The sequence below is a fragment of the Bacillus cereus group sp. MYBK222-1 genome (assembly GCF_051916425.1).
In the GTDB taxonomy this organism is placed as follows: domain Bacteria; phylum Bacillota; class Bacilli; order Bacillales; family Bacillaceae_G; genus Bacillus_A; species Bacillus_A paranthracis.
Genome location: NZ_JBQAGP010000003.1, coordinates 118,213 through 144,465, shown reverse-complemented (window position 1 = coordinate 144,465; position 26,253 = coordinate 118,213). Strand labels below are relative to the sequence as shown.

Genomic DNA, 26,253 nt, shown 5'->3' with positions numbered 1-26,253 from the left:
AATTTTCTTATTGTTAGGAAGAGGGGGCAATGCAATTATGGATTTTTTAGCTAAGGTAATTGGGGATATAAATAATGTCCTTTGGTCATATATCATTATTGCGATGTTAATTGGGTTAGGACTTTACTTTTCATTTCGTGTGAAATTTGTCCAAGTTCGTTACTTCGGTGAAATGATTCGATTGCTTGGGGATGGGGCGAGTTCGAAAACGAGGAAAGCACAAAAAGAGAAGAGTGGTGTATCATCATTCCAGGCTTTTTGTATGAGTACAGCTTCTCGTGTAGGTACTGGTAACTTAGCTGGTGTAGCTATTGCAATTTCAGCAGGTGGTCCAGGCGCAGTATTTTGGATGTGGTTAATCGCGGTAATTGGGGGTGCTTCTGCATTTGTCGAGAGCACATTAGCGCAAATTTATAAAGTGAAAGATGGGAATACGTTCCGTGGTGGCCCAGCGTATTATATGGAAAAGGGTTTAAATAAGCGCTGGCTTGGAGCTATTTTCTCTGTATTAATAACAGTAAGTTTTGGATTAATTTTTAATGCTGTACAATCTAATACTGTAGCGGCTGCTTTTGATGGGGCATTCAAAACAGATAGTAGATTAGTAGGTCTTGTAATGGCTGGTTTACTAGCAGTTATTATTTTTGGTGGGGTAAAGCGAATTGCACGTGCGGTTGAAATGATTGTTCCAGTAATGGCAATTATTTATGTAGCAGTAGCATTATTCGTTGTTGTAACAAACATTACGGCAATTCCGTATGTATTTAAAGAAATTTTCTTACATGCTTTCGGAATTAAAGAAGTAGTAGGCGGAGGATTAGGAGCTGCGATTTTATTAGGGGTAAAACGCGGATTATTCTCAAATGAAGCAGGTATGGGGAGTGCGCCGAACGCGGCTGCGACTGCAAACGTAACGCACCCAGTTAAACAAGGTTTCATTCAAACTTTAGGGGTATTTACAGATACATTATTAATTTGTAGTTGTACAGCATTTATCATTCTTTTATCAGATGTGCATAATGCAGCTGATTTAAATGGTATTCAATTAACGCAACAAGCGTTAAGTCAACATATCGGTCCATGGGCTTCTATATTTGTAGCAGTTGCAATCTTCTTGTTTGCATTTAGTTCATTAGTAGGTAACTACTACTATGGTGAAACGAATATTGAATTCTTAAATGGAAGTAAAGTGCTATTAACAGCTTACCGCATTGCTGTACTTGGTATGGTTATGTTAGGTTCTGTAGCAACAATTCAAATCGTTTGGGATTTAGCAGATTTATTCATGGGTATTATGGCTGTTATTAACTTAGTGGCAATCGTATTCCTTTCTAAGTACGCTTTTGCGGCATTATCAGATTATGTAAAGCAAAAGAAACAAGGAAAAGATCCAGTCTTCTATGCGAATTCAATTCCAGGTCTGAAAAATACAGAGTGCTGGGAAGAGCAAGTAGCAGATAAAGAAAAAGCGGTATAATGAGGTGAGCATCAAGTGAAACTTGATGCTCATTTTTTGTTTTATCCAGATTTTGTCGGTAGTAAAAGACGAACATTAATGAGTGTTTTATAATAAAATGTAATTTTTTAAAGAAAAGTGCGGATATGAGTTGTGATTTATGTTAGAATGGAAAATGCCTTTGAAACAAGAGGTTTTATGATTTTTCCTATCTGATTGAAGATTTTGGAGGGGAAATGGAAAGTTCGGGTTATTTCTTGTTTTAGTGGTCAGACGTTCAACGTTAATGAAGAGTTAAATGGAGGATTTTATTAATGAAGTTTGTTATGTTTCTTGTAGGATTACTCGTTGTATTTGTACTCGGTTTTCTTATAAGCTCCGATCGAAAGAAGATTAAGTATAAACCAATCGCAATTATGCTTATTATTCAGCTAGCATTATCTTATTTCTTATTAAATACACAAGTTGGTTATATTTTAGTAAAAGGAATTTCAGATGGATTTGGCGCGCTTCTTGGATATGCAGAAGCTGGAATCGTTTTCGTATTTGGTGGCCTTGTTAATAAAGGAGAGGTTTCATTCTTCTTAACAGCGTTATTACCAATCGTATTCTTTGCCGTTTTAATTGGAATTCTGCAACACTTTAAAATTTTACCGATATTTATTCGTGCTATTGGTACGTTGTTAAGTAAAGTAAATGGTCTAGGAAAACTAGAATCATATAACGCAGTAGCAGCTGCCATTGTTGGGCAAGCGGAAGTATTTATTACAGTAAAAGATCAATTAAGTAAAATCCCAAAACACCGTTTATATACATTATGTGCATCTTCCATGTCTACAGTATCGATGTCAATCGTCGGTTCTTACATGAAAATGATCGAACCAAAATATGTAGTAACAGCACTTGTATTAAATTTATTTAGTGGTTTCATTATTATTCATATTATTAACCCGTACGATATTACAGAAGAAGAAGATACACTGAAATTAGAAAATAAGAAAAAACAGTCATTCTTTGAAATGCTAAGCGAATATATTATGCTTGGTTTCACAATCGCGATAACAGTAGCAGCCATGTTACTTGGTTTCGTAGCATTAATTACAGCAATCAATAGCTTGTTTGATTCTATGTTCGGTATTACATTCCAAGCTATTTTAGGATACATTTTCTCACCATTAGCATTCGTAATGGGTATTCCGCAAGCAGAGATGGTAACAGCGGGACAAATTATGGCAACGAAATTAGTATCAAACGAATTTGTTGCGATGCTTGATCTTGGAAAAGTAGCTGGTGATTTATCAGCTCGTACAGTTGGTATTCTTTCTGTATTCCTTGTATCATTTGCGAACTTTTCATCAATCGGAATTATCGCAGGTGCAACGAAAGGTATCGATGAAAATCAATCAAATGTTGTATCATCATTCGGTCTACGCCTTGTGTACGGTGCGACATTAGTAAGTATTTTATCAGCGATTATCGTTGGTGTTATGTTATAAAAAAGATGGTCCTAGCTCATAGCTAGGGCTATTTTTTTATGGTAAATTTGCATAGAAAAACCAATTAATTAGGAATATATTAACATATAAAAATCTTTTTAAATTTATATTGCTTTTCAGTTAGATAACGCTTACAATTTGATTTGTAGGTGGTATCAATTTCAGACTTTCAAGTATAGTAGGAGAGAAGAGGCTACCTTTAATAAATTGCAATTTATGTAAACGCTTACTGATTTTAGATAACAGTTGAATAGTATTTAGGGGTTTTAAATTTTTTTAACATCAATGGTCAGACGTCATTCGTTATACGTTATACGACCAATAACTCGTGGGAGAAGTGGAGGATTCACATATGAAAATAGTAATGTTTCTAGTCGGTTTACTTGTAGTATTTGTACTAGGTTTCCTTATCAGTTCAGATCGTAAGAAAATTAAATATAAACCAATTGCACTTATGCTTGTCATTCAATTGGTACTTGCATATTTCTTACTGAATACAAAAGTCGGATTTGTATTAGTAAAAGGGATTGCAGATGGGTTTGGCGCTATTTTAAAATTTGCGGAAGCAGGGGTTAATTTCGTATTTGGTGGTCTAGCAAATGATGGACAAGCACCATTCTTCTTAACGGTATTATTACCAATCATTTTCTTAGCAGTATTAATTGGGATCTTACAACATATTAAAATTTTACCGATTATCATTCGTGCAGTCGGTTTCCTATTAAGTAAAGTGAACGGTTTAGGAAAACTAGAATCATATAATGCAGTAGCAGCTGCGATTGTTGGTCAAGGGGAAGTATTCATTACAGTAAAAGATCAATTAAGCAAATTACCGAAAAATCGTTTATACACACTTTGTGCATCTTCCATGTCTACAGTATCGATGTCAATTGTCGGTTCTTATATGAAAATGATTGATCCAAAATATGTAGTAACGGCACTTGTATTAAACTTATTTAGTGGATTCATTATCGTTCATATTATTAATCCATATGACGTGAAAGAAGAAGACGACATTTTAGAATTACAAGAAGATAAAAAGCAAACATTCTTTGAAATGTTAGGCGAATATATTATGCTTGGTTTCTCTATCGCTGTAACAGTAGCGGCGATGTTAATTGGTTTCGTAGCATTAATTACAGCAATTAATGGTGTGTTCGATTCAATTTTCGGAATCACATTCCAAAGCATTTTAGGATACATTTTCTCACCATTAGCATTCGTAATGGGTATCCCAACATCAGAGATGCTAACAGCAGGACAAATTATGGCAACGAAATTAGTAACGAACGAATTCGTTGCAATGCTTGACCTTGGTAAAGTAGCTGGTGATTTATCAGCTCGTACAGTAGGTATTTTATCTATCTTCCTTGTATCATTTGCGAACTTCTCATCAATCGGAATTATCGCAGGTGCAACGAAGAGTATCGATGGCAAACAAGCAAACGTTGTATCATCATTCGGATTAAAACTTGTATACGGTGCAACGTTAGTAAGTATATTATCAGCGGTTATCGTTGGGGTTATGCTTTAATAAATAGTAAAGAGGTCGTTTATCTCTCGCCTAGAGGGATGAACGGCTTTTTTTGTTTTGGTATGATAAATAGTGTGGAGAGGGGGAATTAGGGTGAAAGCACAGAATAGTTTAAAGGAATTTGATGAGGTTATAGATAACATTAATCGTTTAACTGGAGAAGATGCTAGAGCGTTTTTGAAATTTATACATGGACATTTGAGTATAGTAGAAGAAGGAGATGGAACTTTTACTCATAGTGACTTTGTTGAAAAGGTTTCTGGGCTCTATAAAAAGGATGTGGCGAGGGTTATTCAACTTAGAGAAGAAATAAAAAAATCACCTTAATCCATTCATTAAGGTGATTGAAATACTACTCAGCTGGAGGCGTAAATGTACGTTTCTCTAATTCAGCATCTAGCATAAATAATGCGTTTGAATCGCTTGTAATACGTTTTAATTTTTGGATGATGCTATCGAATGAAGCTTCTTCTTCTACTTGCTCATCGACGAACCATTTTAAGAATGTAATTGTTGCGTGTTCACGCTCATCCCAGGCGATATCAGATAGGTTGTAAATACGTTTCGTTACTTCACGCTCGTGCTCAAGTGCCACTTCAAAAGCGTTCAGTACAGAGTCATATTCGTTATTTGGATTATCAAATCCAGTAATAATAGCGCGCTCACCGCGGTCATTAATGTAGTTGTAAAGCTTCATTGCGTGGAAACGTTCTTCTTCAGCTTGTACAAGGAAAAAGTTAGCGAATCCATCATAGCTCTCCGCCGTACAGTAAGCAGCCATTGCCATATAAGCGTGGGCAGAGTAAAATTCAAAGTTCATTTGATCGTTTAGTGCGTCGTGCAATTTTTTAGATAACATAAAATCCCCCTTAGTATTGTGACAAGAATATTATATCATAATTGATAATATTCTCATTTAGGTGTTTCAAACCTTTTCGAAAGCTTTGTGACGTGTGCTTCCATAATGTCTTGCAAATCTAAATCATATTTTTGTGAAAGAATAATAAGGTTAGATAGTACATCACCAAGTTCTTCTTTTAGTTCTTGTTTTAGCTCTTCTTCTGTTTTCGCGTTTTCATCAGGACGATCCCGACCGATTTCGATTGCGCGAACAACGCGTGAAACTTCCCCAACTTCCTCTGTTAAGAAATTTAACCGAATAAAGGCATTATACTGTGACCAGCTTCGTTTTTCGTAAAATTCCTCAACCCATCTTTCAAATGCGACGATATCCATTTCTTTCTCATCCCCTCCATATGTTGTACAATGTTCATTGTATCATAACAATATATAGTTCTGGGGTGTAAGGATGAGAAAGATTTGTGTGTTTGCAGGTTCCAATTTAGGGGAGAGACCAGAGTTCAAAGAGCAGGCAATTGAATTAGGTAAAATGTTTGTTGAGAATGATTATGAGCTTGTATACGGTGGTTCTTGCGTCGGATTAATGGGAGAAGTAGCAAACGAAGTTCTTCGCTTAGGTGGTCGTGTAACAGGTGTTATGCCGCGCGGTCTATTCCGAGGAGAGATCGTTCATACAGGGTTAACAGAATTAATTGAAGTAGAAACGATGCATGAACGTAAAGCGAAAATGGCAGAGCTTGCGGATGCTTTTATTGCACTACCAGGCGGATATGGAACGTTTGAAGAGCTATTTGAAGCAGTATGTTGGTCACAAATTGGTATACATAATAAGCCAGTTGGTTTATTGAACATAAAAGATTTTTATGGACCAATTCTGCAAATGGTTGAACGTGCAGCAGAAGAGGGATTCATGAATCCATCGAATAAAGAGTTAATCGTTGCCGCTGAGACGGCCGATAAATTAATTCATGAAATACAGAATTACGAGCGTCCTGTTTTAGGAACGAAGTGGAAGCAATTATTATAATACAATTGTATAGGAAATTTTGGAAACACATGTCATTTTATCTTCAAAAGGCATGTGTTTTTAATTTGGTTAAATATGTTAATGTTAAGGTGTAATGTTTTGGGAAAAGGAGAAATAGATGGAGGAATTCGTATTTTTAAGGCCGGTTTTTAAATGTATTTTAGCAGCATCTATTCTTGTTATGCTAATTGTTTCAATACAGAAGAAAGAGCTGATTAATGCGTTTTCGCTTTGGTTTATTTCGATACTATGTATCGGTGTTTCCGCGATCACGTTGTTTATGTCTGGGTTTATTGTTGATGAGTATAATTTAGGTGGAGATTCGGTTTCGTTTGATATGTTTATTGGGATAGTTTGTATTAGTGGTTTGAATTTCATTATTTATTATAGGCGGAAATAAAAAGAAGGCATTCCGTATTACTTTGGAATGCCTTTATCACTTTGATTACTTTGTTTTTTATACAAGTACCAGCCACCCCAGCCGCCACTAATTGCTACAACAACGAGGAAAGCATAGTCTTTCACCTCGATACGTATATTGAAAATATTAGCTATAAGTAAGACAATCCCAACTGTTATTAATGCAAAAAATGCTCTAATTAAGTAGTCTTTCAACTGAACCACTCCCGCCATTTAAGTAGTAAATGATGAATATGGAAAAGCTTTTTTGGATCTATTTTACTAAAGGGTGTTTCCTATATCTTAACATAAAAGAGATTGTAATATATTGATGAAAGTAGGGGATAGGGAGGTGCTAATATTGTCGTGATTTGTCGGTAAGTCGATATCCTATGTCGAATCGTCGATATAATGAAAAAATCGTTGATATATTTGAAAAATCGTCGATATATAGGGAAAATCGTTGATATAAATTTCATGTACCAGCACGCGCGACCATTCCATAGAAAAAAGCGACTCTGAACGAGCCGCTTCCGCTTTAAAGTCTATTATTGATTCAAGAACGCACGTAGCATCCAAGCGTGTTTTTCTAGTTCTGTGTAGATGCCTAGTAGTAGGTCAGATGTCATTTCGTCGTCAGAGTTTTGAGCGATTTCCATGCCTTTTTTCAGTTCGACTAGCATCATTTCGTAGTCTTTCATGATTGCTTCGACCATCCCTTCTGCAGTTTCTCCGTATGCTGCTTCTTGAATAGAAGATATTTCTAGGTACTCTTTCATTGTTGCTACTGGTTTGCCGCCAATTGCTAAAATACGTTCTGCAATTTCATCGATGTGAGTAGCTGATTCTGTGTAAAGTTCTTCGAATTTCTCATGTAATGTGAAGAATTGAGGTCCTTTTACGTACCAATGGAAGTTGTGTAGTTTTGTGAATAAAACACTCCAGTCTGCTACTTGTTTGTTTAATACTTCGATTACTTGTTTGTTCATTATGATCAATCTCCTTTTGAGTTGTTATGTGATATCAATTACTAATTTATAATTATTATAATCTAGGAATTCATATAAATCAACCCTTTTGCTGGAATTAATTTGAACAAATTATGAACTGTGTAAATAAAAATCCCTATTACTGTAGAGTAATAGGGATTTTGTTTGATATATAGCTCTTGTTCTGAACGAGCCGCTTCCGCTTTTAGCTGTTATACAGCTTTTTTATTCTCTTCTACATCCTGTCCATCCCAGCACTCTGTATTTTGTAAGCCAGGGATAGAACTTGCAACGAAAACAGGATCTTTTCCTTGTTTCTTTTGCTTCATATAGTCTACTAATGCTGCGTAGGCGAATTTGCTTAGGAATGAGATGGCAATTAAGTTTGTCAATACCATTAGTCCCATGAATAAATCAGCTAAGCTCCAAACTGTTTGAAGGGCAGCGATCGATCCGAAGAATACCATTCCGACAACTGCAACGCGATAAATCATTAACCAAGTTTTGCTTTCTTTAATAAATGCGATGTTTGTTTCACCATAATAGTAGTTTCCTAGTAAAGAACTGAACGCGAATAGGAAAATAATAATTGCTAAGAAAGTACTTGCCCATGGTCCGATTTGTGAACTTAATGCATTTTGTGTTAATTCGATACCTTGTAAGTTTGTTCCTTTGTAAAGGCCCGAACATAATACGATAAATGCTGTTGATGTACATACTAAGAACGTGTCTACGAAAACACCTAACGCTTGAACAAGTCCTTGTTTGACAGGGTGAGATACATCTGATGTTGCGGCTGCGTTAGGGGAGCTACCCATACCTGCTTCTGTTGCGAATAGACCGCGCTGAATTCCGAACTTAATTGCTGCTCCAATACCACCAGCGATGGCTTGGTCTAAACCGAATGCGCCATTAAATATTTCCATAAAAATGCTTGGTAACATAGTAAAGTTGTTAATAACAACAAAAATAGCCACACCAATATAAATGATTGCCATTGGAGGAACAATCATTTCCGTAATACGTGAAATGCTCTTAATACCACCGAAAATAATAACTGCAACTAATAAAGCTAATAGAGCTCCTACGATCGTTCGCTCTAGTCCAAAAGCATTTTCAAATGCTATTGTTACTGTGTTTGCTTGTACAGAGTTGAAAATTAATCCGTACGCAACTGTAATAAGAAGTGAGAACCAAACACCCATCCAGCGTTTGTTTAATCCTTTTTCCATATAATATGCTGGGCCACCACGGAATCTGCTTCCATCTTTTACTTTATAAATTTGCGCGAGCGTACATTCTACGAAACTAGTAGCTGCTCCAAGGATAGCGATAAACCACATCCAAAATACTGCGCCAGGTCCGCCCATTGAGATAGCTAATGCTACACCAGCTAAGTTTCCGATACCGATACGTGCAGCTGCACTTAAGCAAAATGCTTGGAACGGGGAGATGCTATCTTTCTTTTTTTCTTTTCGATTAAATCCTTTACTAATTAAACCGACCATCTCACCGAAATGAGTAATTTGGACAAACTTCAATTTAAAAGAGAAATAAAGACCGAAGCCGATTAGCATTGCAATAAGAATATATGACCATAAAATATTATTCGTTACCTCAAGGAATCTGCTAAAGATATCAACCATATAATACACTTCCTTTTTTCCGTAATAAGAAAATTATATGCAAAAAATATACGAGAATCAATTTTTCTAAAAAATCATGTTACTTAAATCTATTTTGTGTTATGATTATGTTACATGATAATATTTTTAGAATTATTTACATTTTAAAAAACTAAATGTAAAGCGAGAAAGAGGGGATGATTTGAAAGAAGAATCTTTATGGAAAGTAAGCCTTGAGAGTTTGAAAATGAGAAGTAATATATGTTTTATCATTACATCTTTTAGTATCTTTTTAGGAGCCACTTATTATTACAATAAAAGATTTCCAAATCACAGGTATCCTGAATGGTTAGAATTTCTAAAATGGATTGGATGAACAAAAGATAGAAAAACAGAAAATTTAAATAAAATTCGAGGAGGAGCTAAAGATGAATATTAGAGAAAGTGAACTTCCGGGTATTGGCTATAAATTTCAAATCGTTACGAAAGGTAATGAAAAGATGGTAATTGTTATTCATGATGACGGACGTAGAGAAATGTATCATTTTGATTCAGACCATGAAGAAAGTATCTCAAGTATTTCATTACGCGACTCAGAGGCAAGACAAATTGCAGCAATATTAGGTGGAATGGTGTATAAACCTAGAGCATTAGAAAATGTTGAAATGGTCTTTGAAGGTTTAGCGATTGAGTGGTTTAAAGTAGAGAATGCAGCGCCAGCAATTGGAAAAACAATTGGTGATCTTGAAATAAGAAAAAACTATAGCGTAACGATTATTGCAGTTATGAAAAAGAATATGAAAAAGTTATTTAATCCAGGACCAGAAACAGTAATTGAGGAAGGCGATATGCTTGTAGTTTCAGGCGAGAGAGAAGAAATTAAAAAAATTATTAATGAGTTACTTTCGAATAGGGGGACTGACTAGATGGATACGTTAATTTTTGAAGTTGGTACAGCGTTAGTATTAGTTGCAATTGCGGCAGTAATTGCTGGAAAGTTTAAATTCTCAGTCATTCCGTTTCTAATTGTTCTTGGGATGCTAGTGGGACCACATGCGCCGACAATAGGTGTGATCGATTTCAAATTTATTGAAAGTGCAAATGTCATTTCCTTCCTTGGACGGATTGGCGTTCTGTTTCTTCTGTTCTATCTAGGACTAGAGTTTTCAATGAAAAAACTAATTAAATCTGGACGTTCTATTGCGATTGGTGGAACGATCTATATTTTAATTAACTTTTCACTTGGGTTATTATACGGATTTATAATGGGATTCCCTTTACTAGAAATCTTAATTATTGCGGGGATTATTACGATTTCTTCTAGCGCTATCGTTGCAAAGGTGTTAGTGGATTTAAGAAGAACTGGTAATAATGAGACCGAATTAATTTTAGGAATTATCATGTTCGAAGATATATTCCTGGCTGTATATTTATCAGTCGTTTCTGGATTAGTTCTAGGGGATCACGCTTCATTCTTAGGTGCCCTTACTTCAATCGGAATTGCTTTAGGATATATGCTTCTATTCTTTATTGTAGCTAGAAAGGCGACGCCGTTATTAAATAAATTGCTCAATATTAGTTCAGATGAAATTTTCATTATTGTAGTATTTGCTTCATTATTCTTTATTGCAGGATTCTCGGAAACAATTCACGTTGCTGAAGCAATTGGAGCACTTCTTTTAGGGTTAGTTTTCTCTGAGACAGAGCATAGTGACAGAATTGAACATCTCGTTGTTCCATTTAGAGACTTTTTCGGAGCTATTTTCTTCTTCAGTTTCGGATTAAGCATTGATCCGTTCTCACTGGGCGGAGCGATATGGTTAACGTTAGGTGCTGTCCTTCTTACAATCATCGGAAACTTTATAGCAGGGATGATTGCAGGACGACAAGCTGGATTATCTCATAAAGCGTCAACAAATATTGGATTAACAATTGTTTCAAGAGGAGAATTCTCCATCATTATGGCCAATATCGGTATCGCTGGTGGTTTAATGTCAGTCTTGAAGCCATTTTCAGCACTATACGTGCTTATACTATCTATCTTAGGTCCACTTCTGACGAAAGAGTCAAAGAATGTATATAAATTTTTAAATAAAGTCTTTAAGTGGGATAGGAAGAAGAGCTAAATTTTTAAAAATAAAAGTACAAGATATTTATAAAAAAGGAATCTATGTCGATATAGATTCCTTTTTGATTGGCATTTTTTCAAGGATGAAAGAATACGTTTAATATTTACTATATTGTGGCATACATATAGAAAAAGGATGCTTGGAAAGGGGAATAAAGAGAAATGGAACTCCAGTTTCAAAATGTATATCAACAGGTGGAGAATTGGTATGTGTTGGATTCGGAGCTTCCTTGGGATGTCAAAAGGCTTAGAGACGATTTATTTTCACTGATTGAAGTATGTAAAACACCGGTTATTTTTTGTGATACGTGTGATGCGAATCATGTCCTTTTATCATTAGGAGAAGAAGAAGAGGAATTTTTATTCCCGGTAGGTGGTTTTTATCATAAAGAAAAACAATTAATTTTTGTTTGTATGTGGGAAGAGTATGAGCAAGTCCTTAAAACACTACTGCATGAATTTCGTCATGCAATGCAGCATAAGAGCGAAGTATTATATGTGGGAAGTGAATTGTACGAAGATAGATGGATTGAGAAAGATGCGAGAAAGTTCGCGGAGAGGAAGTTAGATGAATATAAAAATAGAAAGCTAATGTAAAGCATAGTGGAGAAATGACGCTGTGCTTTCTTTGTTTCTTACTAAAAATAAGTAATTGACTTTTATAAAGTTTAGTTCTAAACTAATGGTATGAAACGAGCGAGGTGATGAAATGAAAACAGAAGATAGACTAGGTTTACTCCTATGGTTTCGTTTATCACGTTTTTATAACAAAAGTATTCGTGAGACGAATCAGCATTTGAAAGAATGGAATGTATCTGCCGCTCAGTTTGATGTACTAGCTCAAGTTGGAGGGCATGATCGTTTAACGCAGCAAGAGCTTGGAAATAAGCTATTTGTTACGAAAGGAAATATTACGCAGCTTTTAAATAAAATGGAGCAGCTTGAGTGGATTCGTCGTGAACAAGAAGGTACTACAAAATATATTTCGTTAACAGAAAAGGGAAGAGCTTTATATGAAGAAATCGTCCCGCCTCAAGAAACATTCCAAGCGGAGCAGTTTCAAAATTTAAATGTAGAAGAACAACATCAATTACTACAATTACTAAAAAAGTTACAGTGAGAAAAATTTAAAAATAAATCTTGAATTCGAGATAATATGAGGTGAACGGTATGTTTAGAAAAGTTGATCATAAAAATATGGGAAGAGCAAATCACGGTTGGTTAAATACACATTTTCATTTTTCCTTTGCCAATTATTATAATCCTAATAACATGAACTTTGGTGCATTACGTGTAATTAATGATGACTTAGTAGCACCGCAAACTGGTTTTGATATGCATCCACACCGCGATATGGAAATCATTTCGTACGTTGTAGACGGTGCTTTAACACATGAAGATAGCATGGGGAACCGCGGAACAATTGAGCGTGGACATGTTCAATATATGAGTGCTGGCACAGGTGTATTTCATAGTGAGCATAATTTAGGAAATGAAACATTACGTTTATTACAAATTTGGATTTTACCAGACCGTGAGGATCATAAGCCAAACTATGGTGAGTTTACATTTGATTGGAGCAAGCGTGAAAATGAATGGTTTCATATGGTATCTCAAGTAGAAGGCGGGGCACCAATTCAAATTCATCAAGATGCGAATTTATATTCTTTATCGTTAGAAGCAGGAAAAGAAATTCATTTTCCAGTGAAAGAAGGCCGTCAATTGTATGTTGTACAAATTGAAGGTAGTAGTGTAATCAATGGTGAGACACTTGTTATGCGTGATGCAGCAGAAGCGATTGAAGAAGATATTCATATTGAAGCGAAAGAGCAATCACACTATTTAGCAATTGAATTGAAAAAGCAATAAAATGTTTATAAAAAAGAGGACGTCCGATAGGATGTCCTCTTTTTTTGAGTAGAATTGTCAGAAAAAACTTTCTCAAATTTTAGGTAAAGGTATCCACTTGAAAACCAAGAACTGTATAAAAGTGTCAAAAATCTTTAGGGAATGGGGAATGTTATAGTGAAAAAGCAAGTCATTTCATCAGCATTAGCGTTAACTGTTATCGCCGGGGGATTTGGAACATTTGGAGCAACGACAACGAAAGCGGAAGAACAAAAAATTCAATACCATCAAGAATTTAAAACGCCTGCATACATAGGTGAAGAATGGAAAGCACCGGAAGGACTAGATAAAAAAGAAACGGTCTTTCAATATTTAGAGAGTAAGAAAGATATGTTCAAATTAGCAGGAAATATTGATAAACACTTTAATGTCGTTGGGGAAGAAAAAGATGCTGAATCCGGTACAACACACGTGAAGCTAGTTGAGAAACATAATAACATTCCTGTGTACGGTTCAGATCAAACAGTTACACTAGATAAAGAGAATAATGTAAAAGCATTCTTCGGACAAGTTATTCCGAATTTAGAGGATAAAAATATTCCTGAGTTTGCAAAGATTAGTGCAGAGCAAGCAGAAACAATTGCAAAGGCAGATATTGAAAAAGAAGTGGGTAAAGTAAAGAATTATGACGGTGTGAAAAAAGATTTATTTGTGTATGAAAAAGATGGAAATTACTATCTTGCATATTTAGTGAAAGCATCGATTTCAAAGCCAGCTCCAGGATATTGGCATTATTTTGTTGATGCAACGAATGGAAATGTGATTGAGAAATATAATGCTGTAGATCACATTACAGGATTTGGTTACGGAGTACTAGGAGCTAGACAATCATTTGAAATTGCTCAAGATGAGAAAACAGGACAATTCAACTTGTTTGATGGTAAACGAGGACAAGGTATCCATACGTTTGATGCAGAAAATATGGATGAAAACTTGTTTAATTTATTCTCACAATGGCTTGGATATACAGGAGAAGAAGTTGAAAGTAAATCTAAGTTCTTCGAAGATAAAGCTGCAGTTGATGCGCATGTAAACGCAGGAAAAGTATATGATTACTACAAAAAGACATTTAATCGTAACTCTTTCGATGATAAAGGCGCGAAGCTTATTTCGACTGTTCACGTTGGAGAAAGCTGGAATAACGCAGCTTGGAATGGTGTACAAATGATGTATGGTGATGGCGATGGTACGACATTTATTCCATTATCTGCTGGACTAGATGTTATCGGTCACGAATTAACGCATGCTGTAACGGAACATACAGCAAATCTTGTTTATAAAAATGAGTCAGGTGCGTTAAATGAATCGTTATCTGATATTATGGGTGTCATGGTTGAGAAGAAGAGCTGGGATTTAGGTGCTGACATTTATACACCTGGAAAACCTGGTGATGCACTTCGTTCTCTGAAAGATCCAGCGTCTATTCCAAATCCATTAAAACCAGGTGAAGGTTACCCAGATCATTATAATAAACGCTACACTGGAACAGCTGATAACGGCGGCGTTCATATTAACAGTAGTATTAACAATAAAGCTGCATACTTAGTATCTGAAGGCGGGGAGCATTACGGCGTGAAAGTAACAGGAGTAGGCCGTGAAGCGACAGAAAAAATTTATTACCGTGCTCTTACGAAATATTTAACTGCAAACTCTGACTTTAAGATGATGCGCCAAGCAGCACTTCAGTCAGCTGAAGATTTATATGGTAAAAACTCTAAAGCTGTACAAGCTGTAACGAAAGCTTATGATGCAGTAGGCGTAAAATAATAAGAGAAAAAGACCTGACTAGGATGTCAGGTCTTTCTGTATTTAGTCGCGAATACCTAATGCGATTTTCGCCATACGTGACATACGTTCTTTAGACCAGGGCGGATTCCATACGACATTTACTTCTATTTCATTGACTTCAGGTACGTTCGTTGATAATACTTTTTTTACGTCTGATACAATTTGCCCAGCCATTGGACAACCGATAGAAGTCATAGTCATCGTAATGACAGCATTATTATTTTCATCTGCTGTAACGTCATAAACTAATCCAAGATTAATAATATCAACACCGAGTTCAGGGTCAATAACAGCTTCTAAGTTTGCATATAACTTTTCTTCAAATGCTTGTTGTGACATGTGTAGCACCCCCTACATATTAATGATATCGATTCTCATTATAACGGATATATACATAAAGTGCAGGAAATGAGCTCAAAAAAATATTCCTCTTGGAAGAGGAATATTTTTGGAATGGCTATTCAGTTTTAAAATGAGATACGAGTTGATCTAATTCTTCAACTGTTTGTTTCATTTGTTTAGCTGTTTGTGTCATCTCATTCATCGTAACGACTTTTTTCTCAGCAGATTGTGCTGTTGCCGCTGTTTCACTAGATACTTCAGTCGAAATAGAAGCGATGTTATTCAGTGAAGCGTTCATTTCTTCAGCACTTGCAGCCATTTCTTCAGCAGTTGCTGAGATGTCTTGCATTTGAGTAGATACTTTATTTACTTGCTCCACAATTGTTGTGAAAGAATTGCCAGCTTCACGAATGACATGAATGCCTTCAGATGCTTCCGAACGGCCTTGTGACATCATAGAGCTCGCAGTTTCAGTGTCTTGTTGAATTTGATGTAGTAATTGGTTAATATCTGTTGCAGCAGTTTTAGATTGTTCAGCAAGTTTTCTAACTTCGTCAGCTACGACAGCGAAGCCTTTTCCTTGTTCGCCAGCACGAGCTGCTTCGATAGATGCATTTAAAGCAAGTAAGTTTGTTTGTTCCGCGATATTAGAAATAGATTGTACAGCTGTATCAATATATTTCGTGTGGGTGATTAGACGTTCGACCACTTCTGACGTAGCATTTACAGCGTCGTGTATCGTTGTCATTTGTGAAACGGATTTTTGAATAACAGTATTTCCATCGTTAGCTTGTTCAGATGTAGCTACAGCAAGTTCAGTTACAGATGTGGCAGATTCAGCAATGCGCTGAACACTTACTGCCATATCGTCCATTGCAGTTGAGCTTTCTTCCATGCTAGCGGCTTGTGATTGAATACTCTCATTTAAGTTGGACATTGTGCTTTGAACTTTTATCGTTGCCTCGCGTGATATATTCGTCTTTTCTAGCATGTTTTCAGAAGCGTTTTGTACTTCTACAGATGTTTTTTGAACACGATTAATGATATGTTGTAGGTTTTCTAACATTTTATTAAATGATGTTGCGATCGTACCAATTTCATCATTACTGTTTACTTGTAGGCGGGCTGTTAAGTCACCTTCTTGAGATGATAATTCTTTTAGTTTACTATCAATTTGTTGAATTGGTTTTACAAGTTTACCTGAGAACCACCATGCAAGAATCATAGCTACAATAATACAAATAACAAGTGATAAGAAAACAACATATTCAATTTGTAGTGAAGATTGATCAATTTTTTTAATAGATTGATCACGTAACTTAGCTTGTTCATTACTGTAATTTGTGAAGTCACCAATTACTTTATAAACAGTACCATTTTCTGCATAAGCTACTTGCAGGGCCTCTTCCCACTTTTGTTCTTTTGCAAGAGGGAAAACTTTTTCTTCAATAAATTTTCTCCAAGCCAATCCTGATTCCATTGTACTTTTCACAGATTGAGAAAGATTAGGATTTGAAAGAAGCTCATCCTTCTTATCTTCAAGAAGTTTACTCATTTCGTTAAATTTGTCAAATTCAACTTGATCATGTTGTAATAAATAACCTCTTAAAGCAGAGAGCTGTACTTGATAAGCATCCCCGCGCTCTTTTAATTGTGTTGCTAGAGGAGAAATTTCTTTTTGTAATGCTTCAGCTTGACGAGATTGATCAATGGCAAAAAATAAAATAAAAGCTAAGGCGATTCCAAATAAAGCGCAAATCGTTCCCATCATGAACATTAGTTTTTTTCGAATGCTAATAAAACTCATATAATAAAATCCTCCTTTGTGAAATCATAGTATTAGAATTAATTAATGTGAAAAATTGAAAGAAAGCTTTACTCCGTCTGGAATAAAGCTTTCTTCTTTCCTTTAGGAATTATAGCAGACGGAATGAGAGATAGAAAGAGATATTTTAAAGTGAAAAAAGAGAGATTGTAAATCTCTCTTTTTTCACCTTAAGCATTTGTTTTAAAATGAGAAACGAGAACTTCAAGTTCTTGTACAGTCGTTTTCATTTCAGATGCTTTTTTAGCAACGACACTCATTTTGGTTACTTGGTCACCAGCTGAAGTTGCTGTTTGTGATGTTTCGGCGGCAACCTCATTTGAAATAGAAGCGATGTTATTTAAAGCTGCGTTCATTTCTTCAGAACTTGCGGCCATTTCTTCAGCAGTTGCAGACACCTCCTGCATTTGTGTAGAAACTTTGTTAATGTGGTTAACAATTTCTGAGAATGAAGATCCAGCAGTACGAATGACTGTAATGCCTTCAGAAGCCTCTGATTGACCTTGCGTCATCATTTCATTTGCTATTTTTGTATCTGCTTGAATTTGATGAAGTAAATGGTTAATATCAGTTGCTGCTAGCTGAGATTGTTCAGCAAGCTTTCGTACTTCATCGGCAACAACAGCGAAGCCTTTTCCATGTTCACCAGCACGAGCCGCTTCAATGGAAGCATTTAAAGCGAGTAAATTCGTTTGTTCCGCGATATTAGAAATAGATTGAAGTGCAGTATCAATATGATTTGTATGTGTAATGAGTCGTTCTACTACTTGTGATGTAGCGTTCACAGCTTCATTAATGGTATGCATTTGTGTAATAGATTTCTCAATGACTTTATTCCCACTATCAGCTTTTTCTGAAGTAGTAACAGCTAGGCTAGCAACAGAAGAGGCGGATTCTGCAATACGTTGAACACTTGTTGCCATATCGTCCATTGCAGTTGAACTTTCTTCGATGCTGGAAACTTGTGAACGAATATTATGCTCAAGAGCATTCATAGTCTCTTCAGTTTTGGCCGTATTTTCCATAGAAGCAGTTGTTTCGATAAACACATTTTCAGATGCTTCTTTTACACTTGTTGATGTTTGTTGCACTTGTTTTATTATACGTTGTAAATTAGTGAGCATTTGATTAAAGGAATTGGCGATATCACCAATTTCATCTTTACTCGTTACATGCAATCTAGCAGTTAAATCACCATCTTGCGAAGCTAATTCTTTTAATTTCTCATCAATTTGTCGTATCGGTTTAACGAGCTTACCAGAGAACCACCATGCTAATAAAATAGACGTTACTGTACATGCAATAAGTGATAAGAAAATAATATATTGAATAAGCGATGAAGAAGACTCCACGTCGGCAATTAATGCGTCACGCTTATCATTTTCTTCATTTGCATATTTCGTAAAACGACTTAAAAGGTCATTTACATAATCGGTTTGAGCTAAAGCGATTTTGGATGCTTCGTCCCATTTTCCTTCGCGAGCGAGAGGGAGGACTTCATTATCTATGACGCTTCGCCATTTTCCTCCCATTAAAATGGCTTCTTTCATTCCTTCCGAAAGTTTTTTATCACTGGTTACTTTTTCTCTCGTATCAGCTAGTTTTTTTCCTTCTCGGTTGAATTTATCCAATCCTTTTTGATCATGTGACAGTAAATATTCTTGTAAACCAGCAACTTGTGCTTGGAACCAATCGCCACGTTCTTTTAAAATGGTTGCTCTTTTGGAAACATCATTTTTTAACGTTTCAATTTCGCTCGCTTGGCTTATAGCGAATGAAAGAATAACAATAAGAGCAATGCTAAATAAAGAAGAAATGCTTAAGAGTGTGAACAGTAGTTTTTTTCGAATACTAACATATTTCATCGTTACCCCTGCCTTTTAAAAACTGTTTATTATAATTTATAAATATTTAGAGCAGAATTAATAAAAACATCATTATGAAGTTATTAATCTGTTCAATAAAAATTATAGCAGATAATGGAATATGGCAGATTGATATGAGTAAATGTTCTTAAAATGTATACATTTGTATATCAAAAAATTCATCAATAAAAATGAGAAATGCTATTGTAATTTGAAATAACATCATGTATACTTCTAATTAGTTGATAACGATTATCAGTATCAACTAAGACATTACTCTTCGTTATGTTGGTCATACCCCTTTTTGACGACGTAAGTCAGAGACGAAATGTTGAAATATCTTGTGTCCTATTCTACAGAATTATGGTAATCTCCAACCTCAACTTATATGCGTGAGCATGCAAAAAGGATCCTATCCGTGAAGGGATCCTTTTTTGCATGCTGTCGCAATTAATGTATAGAGACCCGGTACACGCTCTTCCATTCCTTCCGGTGCAGTAGAAGGGAAGACCCATCTTTGATGAGGCCCGTGTTCTTCAACTAGTTTTTCAATTTTAAAATGTTCTTCTGCAAGTGTTGTAATGATTTCTCCTAGCGTCCAGCGACGGATGGTTGTTTTAGGTAACGATTCTTTCTGCGCTTCTGTAAGAAGGATGCTATAAGCAACATCATCTTCAATCAATTCTTCATCAAAATAATTTCCATTTGCTCGAAATGATGGGTGGTCGACTCCTAATAATTTAGTATAAACAGGGTGATAGTCACGAAGGATTAGCATTCCATCTTCTTTAAGTAAAGTAGCAATTTTTTGAAAGAGCGGTTTTAAATCTAAAAAATAATGGAGTACACCGAGTTCCAGCAATACGATATCAAATGATTCGGAGAGCTGCACATGTAATACATCAGAAACGACATATTCGATAGAGACACCGGCTGCGTCCGCAAGTTCATTTGCATATTTTGCATTACTTGCTGAAATATCAACAACTGTTACGTCAGCTCCTAAAAGAGCGAGAGCAACAGCTTTATTTCCTTTTGACCCGAGTAAATTAATAATACGTTTTCCTTTCGGAGATTGTATGTAAGGTAAATAGTGATCTACCTCACGCATAGGGTCTTCTATGATTTTTTTCGCATAATCAGCTGGTGCCCCGTGACGATTCGTCCAAGCTTCATAAGCAGCTGCATTCCAGCTTTTTTCATTACGTGTGCTTAGTTGTTTTTGATTCAATCGTATCACTCCTTTTGTGAACGTATAGGTATTCGGCAGGGGGATGGAATTTCCTTTTCTTTCTAGATAAAAGTTTGATTTTTCTGTTATTAAGTCGTAAAATACGTGTTATACGTAAAAGCGTTGAAAAGGAAAAGTAGGATGAACACATTCTTTCCAGAGAGCTTCGGTAGCTGAGAAGAAGCAAGAATATTCATTTGAACAATGGCCTTTGAGCTTCGTCCTGAACTTATCAAATGATAATAGTAGGCGACGACGAGAGTTGGTACTCGTTATCAAAACCACAGTATAAGAGCATATAGCTCCGTACTTGTTAAGGCTAATTATGTGAGTAATTGGCGAAATAAGGTGGTACCGCGACTGTTTATACAGCCCCGCCCTTATCTTTTTTTAGATAAGGGCGGGGCTTTTTATATTTTAAAGGAGGAATGTAAGATGAGTATTTTTATTGGAGGCGCTTGGCCGTATGCAAATGGTTCGTTACATCTTGGACATATTGCGAGTTTGTTACCTGGAGATATTTTAGCACGTTATTATCGGGCAAAAGGTGAGAATGTGTTGTATGTTTCGGGAAGTGATTGTAATGGAACACCAATTGCAATTCGGGCAAAACAAGAAGGTGTGACGGCGAAGGAAATTGCTAATAAGTATCATGAAGAGTTCCAGCGATGTTTTCGTAGCCTTGGTTTTACGTATGATTGCTATACACGTACAGATAGTGAGCACCATCATGAAACGGTTCAAAATGTTTTTTTACGTTTATTAGAAGAGGGACATATTTATAAAAAAACAGTGGAACAAGCATATTGCGAAACGTGTACACAATTTTTACCTGATCGTTATGTAGAAGGGATATGTCCGCATTGCCATGAAGCAGCAAGAGGAGATCAATGCGATGCGTGTTCAGCTATTTTAGATCCACTCGATTTGTTAGAAAAGAAATGTAAGTTATGTGGTAGTACACCATCCGTACAGGAAACAGAGCATTTCTATTTTGCATTGCATACATTTCAGGAGCAAATCAAAACGGCTGTAGAAAACGCCAAACAAACAGGAACATGGCGCGACAATGCGATTCAACTAACAGAGAGATATGTAAAGGAAGGATTACTAGATAGGGCTGTATCACGTGATTTACCAATTGGGGTACCAATTCCAGTAGAAGGGTATGAAGATAAGAAAATTTACGTATGGATTGAAGCAGTGACAGGCTATTATTCAGCGAGTAAACATTGGGCTGAAAAAACAGGGGAAGATGATCAAGAGTTTTGGGATAGCGAAGCGAAAACATATTATGTACACGGAAAGGATAATATTCCATTTCATTCCGTCATTTGGCCAGCGGTATTGCTTGGAATAGGAGAAGGGGCAATTCCTCGTCATATCGTTTCAAATGAATATTTAACAGTGGAAAAAAGAAAATTATCTACAAGTAAAAACTGGGCGGTATGGGTGCCTGACATATTAGAACGCTATGATCCAGATTCTATTCGTTACTTTTTAACCGTCAACGCACCAGAAAATCGCGATACTGATTTTTCGTGGCGAGAATTTATTTACAGTCATAATAGTGAATTATTAGGTGCATACGGGAACTTTGTGAACCGGGCATTAAAGTTTATTGAAAAATATTATGGTGGTATCGTGCCGAAAGGAAGTATTGATGTAGAGCTGAAAGATAAAGTAGAAGGATTATATAAACATGTAGGAGAGGCGATTGAGCAAACTAAATTTAAGGTAGCGCTAGAATCAATATTTGATGCAGTACGTTTTGCAAATAAATACTTTGATGAGAGGCAGCCTTGGAAACAAAGGGAGGATGATCCAGTTTCATGCGAAGAAACGATTTATAATTGTGTTTATCTAATCGCTAATTTTGCAAATCTCCTTGAACCGTTTTTACCATTTTCAAGTGAAAGAATTAGAAACACATTATCGATTGTGAACCGAAATTGGGAGCCTCAACATACGTTGCCAAGTAGAATTGATAGCGTGCAACCACTATTTGAACGGATTGATGTAAAACAAATTGAGCGTGAGTTAGAAAAGCTATATGGAGCAATAAAGTGAGATAGAGAAAAAGACCTTTCAAGTAAATGAAAGGTCTTTTGTTATGCAGTAGGATTCTCTTTCTTATCCTTTAAGAAGAAAAGCACGGCAAGGATTACGAGAATAATAGCTGCAATATCATATGTTATTTTGAATGTGGTATTAAAGTTTAAGTACTCCACCAAAGGGGTTTTGACTGCTCCAGAATATATGCAAATAGGAATGACGAGCACATCGTAAAATTTCTTTTCTTTCATATATCTTATTAGGAAGAAGATACACATAATGGCAAAAAAGGCTACGCTTAAAATAGTCATTTATACCTCCAAATAGATTTGAAATTATACCACATTGTAACTTTATTTCCATTTATAAGCAAGTTAATATTTTTAAGCACTATACACGCGATTACGTTTTTTTTCTTTCCTAGCTGTAAGAAGTTGAGGAGTGAAAATCCCAAGTAATATAACGATAATCCCAATCCACTGCATGAACGTTACGACTTCATGTACAAGTGTAATAGAAGCAATAATGGCTGTTGGTAATTCAGCTGCACCTAGTATTGTACCAAGTCCTGTTCCTACTTTCGGTACGCCAATCGAAAAACAAATGACAGGTACGACAACGCCGAATAATCCGAGGAAGAAAGCATATTTCCATAGGCCAGCTTGCAGGGCACCATCTGTTAAAAAGGTTGGCGGGAAGAATAGGCATACGATAAGCGTAGCGCTTGTTGTCATAAGAAAGCTTTTCGTATAAGGCGGAACTTCTGTAGCAACACGCCCACTGGCGAAAACATAGAATGAAAAAGAGACAGCGGCTAATAGACCAAAGATCATACCTTTCGTGGAAAAGTTTTGTCCGAGACCTTCAAAGACACCGCCTGCAAACAATGTTCCAGCAAATAAAATAATGATAGATATAACTTTCTCACGGCTTGGAAATGTTCGGTTTGCAATTGCTTCAATAACGACACCAATCCATGTGAACTGGAAAAGTAGAACGACAGCGATAGATGCTGGTAGTTCTTCTACAGAAATAGCGTAGAAGATACCGGTCATACTCATCGTTGTGCCAACTGTTAGTAAGGAAAAGAATTGCTTTTTTGTTACTTTATGACGTGAAACGAAAAGAACGAGCAGAAGAAGACCAATCCATCCGAAGACATATTGTCCTCCTAATAGTTGATGTGCTGAAAATCCATTAATGAATCCGAGTTTGAAAATAGTTGAAAGTACGCCGTAGCTACAAGCTCCGAATAAAACGAGTAATGAATACTTAAATTTCTCCATGAAAATCCTCCTTTTACATAATAAAAAACGCCCGCTATCCAAATAGGATAACGGGCGAACGAAACAGAGTCATATACTCTACAAAATTCCGCCACTCATACGAAGTATGAATTTGGGATATGAAATTGTAGTAGGTTTTTACATTGCTTTTGGGAATACAATAGAACATTTTACACCTTGAGGCGTGTTTTGTATACCATAAGGAAATTGATGTTTATCTAGTATTTGTTTTACAATGTATAACCCAAGACCACTACCTTGTACTAAGCCGTGTTTGTCAGGGTTTGCGCGATAGAATGGCTCAAATAAATGAGCAAGTTTATCCTCATCTATTTGTGAACCTGTATTTAATACTTCTAATGCGTAACCGTTTGGCTTTTCATAAAGCTTTATATATACATGCTGATGGTCAATTGTATAATGAATTGCATTTGAAATAATGTTAAAAATGGCAGTTTGAATAAATTTAGGATCAGCTAAAACTTGTACATCTTGTTTAATGTTAGATTGAACATTTAACTGCTTTACAGATACGAAATAATCTACTTTCTTCATAACATCCTCAATAATATTAGTTAATGAGATAACTTTTAAATCAGGTTTAAATTGAGGGTTTTGTATTTTGGATAATTCCGACATTTTTTCCGTTAATATGTTAATGTCTTGCATCATTTCATAGGAACGTTTTAAATATTTATCTCTATCTTTATAAGCTCCAATTCCGTGAATCATGCCATCTAGTTGTCCCATAACGGCTGCGATTGGTGTTTTTAATTCATGGGAAACCATAGACATAAATTCTTTACGAGATTGTTCTAATTGTTGTTCCTTTTTGAGTTCATTTCTTAAATCTTGATTGCTTGCATGTAAATTCTTCACTATATTTGGTATTTGTGAAGCAGCTACTTGTAAATTAAAATCTGTTTGATCCGTATTTTTGTTGAGTAGCTTTTTATCTGAGAAATCAAGATTCATAATATCTTTTAAAGCATCACTCATATATTGAAAAGGTTTAGCAATTAGTTTTGCATAAATTAAAGATCCGAGCAGAGAGAGTGCAAGCATTGTTGCGCCAATATGTGGAGCTAATTGCTGCAGGACATCTGTTAATTTTGGATTATCTTGTGCATCATTTGCTTTACTTGCTGCATTTTGTTTATGTAAGGCATCATTAGTAGCGACTTGCTTTTCCATTTCTGTAGATGGAGCAGAAGCGCTATTTTCCCCCGAAATATTTTGAGCATGTTCTTTTGCTTTTGCAGTTTGGCTAGGCTGCAAAAGGTGATTGATAGCTGTAGAGAGAGAATTATAATCTATAATAGCAGATTGGAAATTAAACATGTCCCCCTGTGATACAGCTTTATTTTGATTCGTTTTACTTTGATCGTTTTGTTTATCTGAATCCGCTTGTTCTGTAGTATGCGTTCCATTTTCTTTCGCAAAACGTTCTTTATCGTAGTTTGAAGCTAAGAAGTAAATAACTTGATAAAGACAAAGTGATAAAAGAATACAAAATAATAAGGTTTTGATGAAAATATTTTTGGTGATGTTGTCTTTGCTACGACTCGATTTTGTAGCCAATGCCTTTCACCGTTTTAATATAAGGAATTCCTAATTTTTTTCGTAAGTTTTTAATATGTGTATCTATAACTCTTACATCACCATAATGTTCATAGCCCCATACCTTATTCAACAAATCACTTCTTGATAATACTTTTCCTCGATTTTGCAGTAAAGTATAAATAATTTCAAATTCTTTTGTTGTCAATTCAATTTGATTACCATGAACATAAGCGGCGTATGCTGTAGAATTTAACATCAATTCATGGAATTGTAGTATAGTCGCAGCTTCGGCTTCCTTCGTTGCTGCCCTTCTTAATACAGCTTCTACACGTTTAATAAATACGGTGTAATGGAACGGTTTCGTAATATAGTCATCAATACCTAATTCAAATCCTTTAATTTCACTTTCTTCATTATGTAAGCCTGTTAACATAATGATTGGTACATCAGATTGTCCTCGCATAATTTTACAAATACTATAGCCATCTATATCTGGTAACATCACATCAAGGAGGACAAGATCGTATGAATTTTTTTGGAAAAGAAGTATACCTTCTGTTCCAGCACCAACGACATCAACAGTAAAGTTTTGTGCCATTAGAAATTCACGAATTAGTTCTTGTATATCTGGGTTGTCTTCAATCACCAGTATATGCGTCATAGTAACACCTCCTAAATAACGCTTTTTACTGCAATATTCGAATTCATCATTTTTTCGATGACTCAGATTGTTTATACATATAATAAGCCCCCGCCATAAAATAATCATGAAAGTAGCAAGGGGAGTTGTTTAGTGAAACTGAATATTTAAGAATTACAGTAATTCTATTATAGTATGTATTGTAAAATTTATAAAATATTATAACTGTATAATT

26 protein-coding genes and 1 other annotated feature are annotated in these 26,253 nt (G+C 35.7%); of the genes, 13 read left to right on the top strand and 13 right to left on the bottom strand.

The window, feature by feature from the left end:
- The first annotated feature begins 37 nt into the window (after positions 1–37).
- The 4 genes from ACTFR9_RS16735 to ACTFR9_RS16720 all read left to right on the top strand — a co-directional run bounded on the left by ACTFR9_RS16735 (position 38) and on the right by ACTFR9_RS16720 (position 4,813).
- Positions 38–1,477, top strand: a complete 1,440-nt coding sequence (locus tag ACTFR9_RS16735; RefSeq protein ID WP_000346385.1) for an alanine/glycine:cation symporter family protein — start codon at positions 38–40, stop codon at positions 1,475–1,477.
- 293 nt (positions 1,478–1,770) lie between these two features.
- Complete coding sequence (locus ACTFR9_RS16730) at positions 1,771–2,952, top strand: NupC/NupG family nucleoside CNT transporter (protein ID WP_000673861.1); 1,182 nt, start codon at positions 1,771–1,773, stop codon at positions 2,950–2,952.
- Between the two features lie 352 nt (positions 2,953–3,304).
- Complete coding sequence (locus ACTFR9_RS16725; RefSeq protein ID WP_000706846.1) at positions 3,305–4,486, top strand: NupC/NupG family nucleoside CNT transporter; 1,182 nt, start codon at positions 3,305–3,307, stop codon at positions 4,484–4,486.
- A gap of 93 nt (positions 4,487–4,579) precedes the next feature.
- On the top strand, positions 4,580–4,813 hold the full coding sequence (locus tag ACTFR9_RS16720) for a hypothetical protein (protein ID WP_000647293.1): 234 nt from the start codon (positions 4,580–4,582) through the stop codon (positions 4,811–4,813).
- Between the two features lie 25 nt (positions 4,814–4,838).
- On the opposite strand, the gene ACTFR9_RS16715 is transcribed toward ACTFR9_RS16720, so the two are convergent.
- A complete protein-coding gene (locus tag ACTFR9_RS16715) occupies positions 4,839–5,345 on the bottom strand; it encodes a ferritin (RefSeq protein WP_000949389.1) in 507 nt (168 codons plus the stop codon).
- A 53-nt stretch (positions 5,346–5,398) separates the two neighbouring features.
- Entirely contained in the window at positions 5,399–5,722 is a 324-nt protein-coding gene (locus tag ACTFR9_RS16710) for a MazG nucleotide pyrophosphohydrolase domain-containing protein (RefSeq protein WP_000355736.1), read from the bottom strand.
- Positions 5,723–5,810: 88 nt separating this feature from the next.
- Between ACTFR9_RS16710 and ACTFR9_RS16705 the strand changes: the two genes are divergently transcribed.
- Together ACTFR9_RS16705 and ACTFR9_RS16700 are read left to right on the top strand one after the other, a co-directional pair.
- On the top strand, positions 5,811–6,374 hold the full coding sequence (locus ACTFR9_RS16705; RefSeq protein ID WP_001998590.1) for a TIGR00730 family Rossman fold protein: 564 nt from the start codon (positions 5,811–5,813) through the stop codon (positions 6,372–6,374).
- 118 nt (positions 6,375–6,492) lie between these two features.
- Positions 6,493–6,774 (top strand): hypothetical protein, encoded by a 282-nt coding sequence (locus ACTFR9_RS16700; RefSeq protein WP_000390889.1) that lies wholly within the window; start codon positions 6,493–6,495, stop codon positions 6,772–6,774.
- Positions 6,775–6,791: 17 nt separating this feature from the next.
- On the opposite strand, the gene ACTFR9_RS16695 is transcribed toward ACTFR9_RS16700, so the two are convergent.
- The 3 genes from ACTFR9_RS16695 to ACTFR9_RS16685 all read right to left on the bottom strand — a co-directional run bounded on the left by ACTFR9_RS16695 (position 6,792) and on the right by ACTFR9_RS16685 (position 9,408).
- On the bottom strand, positions 6,792–6,989 hold the full coding sequence (locus ACTFR9_RS16695) for a hypothetical protein (RefSeq protein WP_000656325.1): 198 nt from the start codon (positions 6,987–6,989) through the stop codon (positions 6,792–6,794).
- A gap of 332 nt (positions 6,990–7,321) precedes the next feature.
- Positions 7,322–7,762 (bottom strand): Dps family protein, encoded by a 441-nt coding sequence (locus ACTFR9_RS16690; protein ID WP_001041890.1) that lies wholly within the window; start codon positions 7,760–7,762, stop codon positions 7,322–7,324.
- A gap of 212 nt (positions 7,763–7,974) precedes the next feature.
- Positions 7,975–9,408, bottom strand: a complete 1,434-nt coding sequence (locus ACTFR9_RS16685) for an alanine/glycine:cation symporter family protein (RefSeq protein ID WP_000227570.1) — start codon at positions 9,406–9,408, stop codon at positions 7,975–7,977.
- A 407-nt stretch (positions 9,409–9,815) separates the two neighbouring features.
- On the opposite strand from ACTFR9_RS16685, the gene ACTFR9_RS16680 reads away from it, so the two are divergent.
- The 6 genes from ACTFR9_RS16680 (at position 9,816) to nprB (ending at position 15,190) form a co-directional block, all read left to right on the top strand.
- Positions 9,816–10,313 carry a cation:proton antiporter regulatory subunit gene (locus ACTFR9_RS16680; protein ID WP_001026067.1) on the top strand — a complete coding sequence of 166 codons (498 nt, stop codon included), beginning with the start codon at positions 9,816–9,818 and terminating at the stop codon, positions 10,311–10,313.
- Entirely contained in the window at positions 10,314–11,513 is a 1,200-nt protein-coding gene (locus ACTFR9_RS16675; protein WP_000380207.1) for a cation:proton antiporter, read from the top strand.
- A 164-nt stretch (positions 11,514–11,677) separates the two neighbouring features.
- Positions 11,678–12,112: a DUF3920 family protein gene (locus ACTFR9_RS16670; RefSeq protein WP_000422825.1), complete on the top strand. Its 435-nt coding sequence runs from the start codon at positions 11,678–11,680 to the stop codon at positions 12,110–12,112.
- A gap of 112 nt (positions 12,113–12,224) precedes the next feature.
- Entirely contained in the window at positions 12,225–12,635 is a 411-nt protein-coding gene (locus ACTFR9_RS16665) for a MarR family winged helix-turn-helix transcriptional regulator (protein ID WP_000845457.1), read from the top strand.
- Between the two features lie 50 nt (positions 12,636–12,685).
- Complete coding sequence (locus tag ACTFR9_RS16660) at positions 12,686–13,384, top strand: pirin family protein (RefSeq protein WP_000488945.1); 699 nt, start codon at positions 12,686–12,688, stop codon at positions 13,382–13,384.
- 156 nt (positions 13,385–13,540) lie between these two features.
- Entirely contained in the window at positions 13,541–15,190 is a 1,650-nt protein-coding gene (gene nprB, locus ACTFR9_RS16655; RefSeq protein WP_139264481.1) for a neutral protease NprB, read from the top strand.
- A gap of 42 nt (positions 15,191–15,232) precedes the next feature.
- Here the strand turns inward: nprB and ACTFR9_RS16650 are convergent, their stop codons facing one another.
- The 4 genes from ACTFR9_RS16650 to ACTFR9_RS16635 all read right to left on the bottom strand — a co-directional run bounded on the left by ACTFR9_RS16650 (position 15,233) and on the right by ACTFR9_RS16635 (position 20,474).
- A complete protein-coding gene (locus ACTFR9_RS16650) occupies positions 15,233–15,550 on the bottom strand; it encodes a metal-sulfur cluster assembly factor (RefSeq protein ID WP_000082521.1) in 318 nt (105 codons plus the stop codon).
- A 118-nt stretch (positions 15,551–15,668) separates the two neighbouring features.
- On the bottom strand, positions 15,669–17,360 hold the full coding sequence (locus ACTFR9_RS16645; RefSeq protein WP_000008428.1) for a methyl-accepting chemotaxis protein: 1,692 nt from the start codon (positions 17,358–17,360) through the stop codon (positions 15,669–15,671).
- A gap of 188 nt (positions 17,361–17,548) precedes the next feature.
- Positions 17,549–19,243: a methyl-accepting chemotaxis protein gene (locus ACTFR9_RS16640; protein ID WP_000878422.1), complete on the bottom strand. Its 1,695-nt coding sequence runs from the start codon at positions 19,241–19,243 to the stop codon at positions 17,549–17,551.
- A 412-nt stretch (positions 19,244–19,655) separates the two neighbouring features.
- A complete protein-coding gene (locus ACTFR9_RS16635) occupies positions 19,656–20,474 on the bottom strand; it encodes a class I SAM-dependent methyltransferase (protein ID WP_101218684.1) in 819 nt (272 codons plus the stop codon).
- Positions 20,475–20,588: 114 nt separating this feature from the next.
- Positions 20,589–20,859 (top strand) — a binding site (T-box leader).
- 50 nt (positions 20,860–20,909) lie between these two features.
- Here ACTFR9_RS16635 and metG point away from each other — a divergent pair.
- Positions 20,910–22,544 (top strand): methionine--tRNA ligase, encoded by a 1,635-nt coding sequence (gene metG / locus ACTFR9_RS16630; protein WP_101218686.1) that lies wholly within the window; start codon positions 20,910–20,912, stop codon positions 22,542–22,544.
- A gap of 41 nt (positions 22,545–22,585) precedes the next feature.
- Here metG and ACTFR9_RS16625 read toward each other — a convergent pair whose 3' ends face one another.
- The 4 genes from ACTFR9_RS16625 to ACTFR9_RS16610 all read right to left on the bottom strand — a co-directional run bounded on the left by ACTFR9_RS16625 (position 22,586) and on the right by ACTFR9_RS16610 (position 26,039).
- On the bottom strand, positions 22,586–22,840 hold the full coding sequence (locus ACTFR9_RS16625; protein ID WP_000154156.1) for a hypothetical protein: 255 nt from the start codon (positions 22,838–22,840) through the stop codon (positions 22,586–22,588).
- A gap of 72 nt (positions 22,841–22,912) precedes the next feature.
- Positions 22,913–23,815 (bottom strand): EamA family transporter, encoded by a 903-nt coding sequence (locus ACTFR9_RS16620; protein ID WP_000410516.1) that lies wholly within the window; start codon positions 23,813–23,815, stop codon positions 22,913–22,915.
- A 138-nt stretch (positions 23,816–23,953) separates the two neighbouring features.
- Entirely contained in the window at positions 23,954–25,396 is a 1,443-nt protein-coding gene (locus ACTFR9_RS16615) for a sensor histidine kinase (RefSeq protein ID WP_048557415.1), read from the bottom strand.
- On the bottom strand, positions 25,374–26,039 hold the full coding sequence (locus ACTFR9_RS16610) for a response regulator transcription factor (RefSeq protein ID WP_000148833.1): 666 nt from the start codon (positions 26,037–26,039) through the stop codon (positions 25,374–25,376). The genes ACTFR9_RS16615 and ACTFR9_RS16610 overlap by 23 nt, the downstream gene beginning before the upstream one ends.
- Positions 26,040–26,253 lie beyond the last annotated feature (214 nt).

What these genes read in the sequence shown, in the direction of transcription:
- ACTFR9_RS16735 (WP_000346385.1), top strand. Translation starts at nt 38, where the DNA reads ATGGATTTTTTAGCTAAGGTAATTGGGGATATAAATAATGTCCTTTGG.
- ACTFR9_RS16725 (WP_000706846.1), top strand. Translation starts at nt 3,305, where the DNA reads ATGAAAATAGTAATGTTTCTAGTCGGTTTACTTGTAGTATTTGTACTA.
- ACTFR9_RS16620 (WP_000410516.1), bottom strand. Translation starts at nt 23,815, where the DNA reads ATGGAGAAATTTAAGTATTCATTACTCGTTTTATTCGGAGCTTGTAGC.
- ACTFR9_RS16675 (WP_000380207.1), top strand. Translation starts at nt 10,314, where the DNA reads ATGGATACGTTAATTTTTGAAGTTGGTACAGCGTTAGTATTAGTTGCA.
- ACTFR9_RS16730 (WP_000673861.1), top strand. Translation starts at nt 1,771, where the DNA reads ATGAAGTTTGTTATGTTTCTTGTAGGATTACTCGTTGTATTTGTACTC.
- metG (WP_101218686.1), top strand. Translation starts at nt 20,910, where the DNA reads ATGAGTATTTTTATTGGAGGCGCTTGGCCGTATGCAAATGGTTCGTTA.
- ACTFR9_RS16610 (WP_000148833.1), bottom strand. Translation starts at nt 26,039, where the DNA reads ATGACGCATATACTGGTGATTGAAGACAACCCAGATATACAAGAACTA.
- ACTFR9_RS16690 (WP_001041890.1), bottom strand. Translation starts at nt 7,762, where the DNA reads ATGAACAAACAAGTAATCGAAGTATTAAACAAACAAGTAGCAGACTGG.
- ACTFR9_RS16680 (WP_001026067.1), top strand. Translation starts at nt 9,816, where the DNA reads ATGAATATTAGAGAAAGTGAACTTCCGGGTATTGGCTATAAATTTCAA.
- ACTFR9_RS16715 (WP_000949389.1), bottom strand. Translation starts at nt 5,345, where the DNA reads ATGTTATCTAAAAAATTGCACGACGCACTAAACGATCAAATGAACTTT.
- ACTFR9_RS16625 (WP_000154156.1), bottom strand. Translation starts at nt 22,840, where the DNA reads ATGACTATTTTAAGCGTAGCCTTTTTTGCCATTATGTGTATCTTCTTC.
- ACTFR9_RS16685 (WP_000227570.1), bottom strand. Translation starts at nt 9,408, where the DNA reads ATGGTTGATATCTTTAGCAGATTCCTTGAGGTAACGAATAATATTTTA.
- ACTFR9_RS16640 (WP_000878422.1), bottom strand. Translation starts at nt 19,243, where the DNA reads ATGAAATATGTTAGTATTCGAAAAAAACTACTGTTCACACTCTTAAGC.
- ACTFR9_RS16650 (WP_000082521.1), bottom strand. Translation starts at nt 15,550, where the DNA reads ATGTCACAACAAGCATTTGAAGAAAAGTTATATGCAAACTTAGAAGCT.
- ACTFR9_RS16645 (WP_000008428.1), bottom strand. Translation starts at nt 17,360, where the DNA reads ATGAGTTTTATTAGCATTCGAAAAAAACTAATGTTCATGATGGGAACG.
- ACTFR9_RS16670 (WP_000422825.1), top strand. Translation starts at nt 11,678, where the DNA reads ATGGAACTCCAGTTTCAAAATGTATATCAACAGGTGGAGAATTGGTAT.
- ACTFR9_RS16710 (WP_000355736.1), bottom strand. Translation starts at nt 5,722, where the DNA reads ATGGATATCGTCGCATTTGAAAGATGGGTTGAGGAATTTTACGAAAAA.
- ACTFR9_RS16665 (WP_000845457.1), top strand. Translation starts at nt 12,225, where the DNA reads ATGAAAACAGAAGATAGACTAGGTTTACTCCTATGGTTTCGTTTATCA.
- ACTFR9_RS16700 (WP_000390889.1), top strand. Translation starts at nt 6,493, where the DNA reads ATGGAGGAATTCGTATTTTTAAGGCCGGTTTTTAAATGTATTTTAGCA.
- ACTFR9_RS16660 (WP_000488945.1), top strand. Translation starts at nt 12,686, where the DNA reads ATGTTTAGAAAAGTTGATCATAAAAATATGGGAAGAGCAAATCACGGT.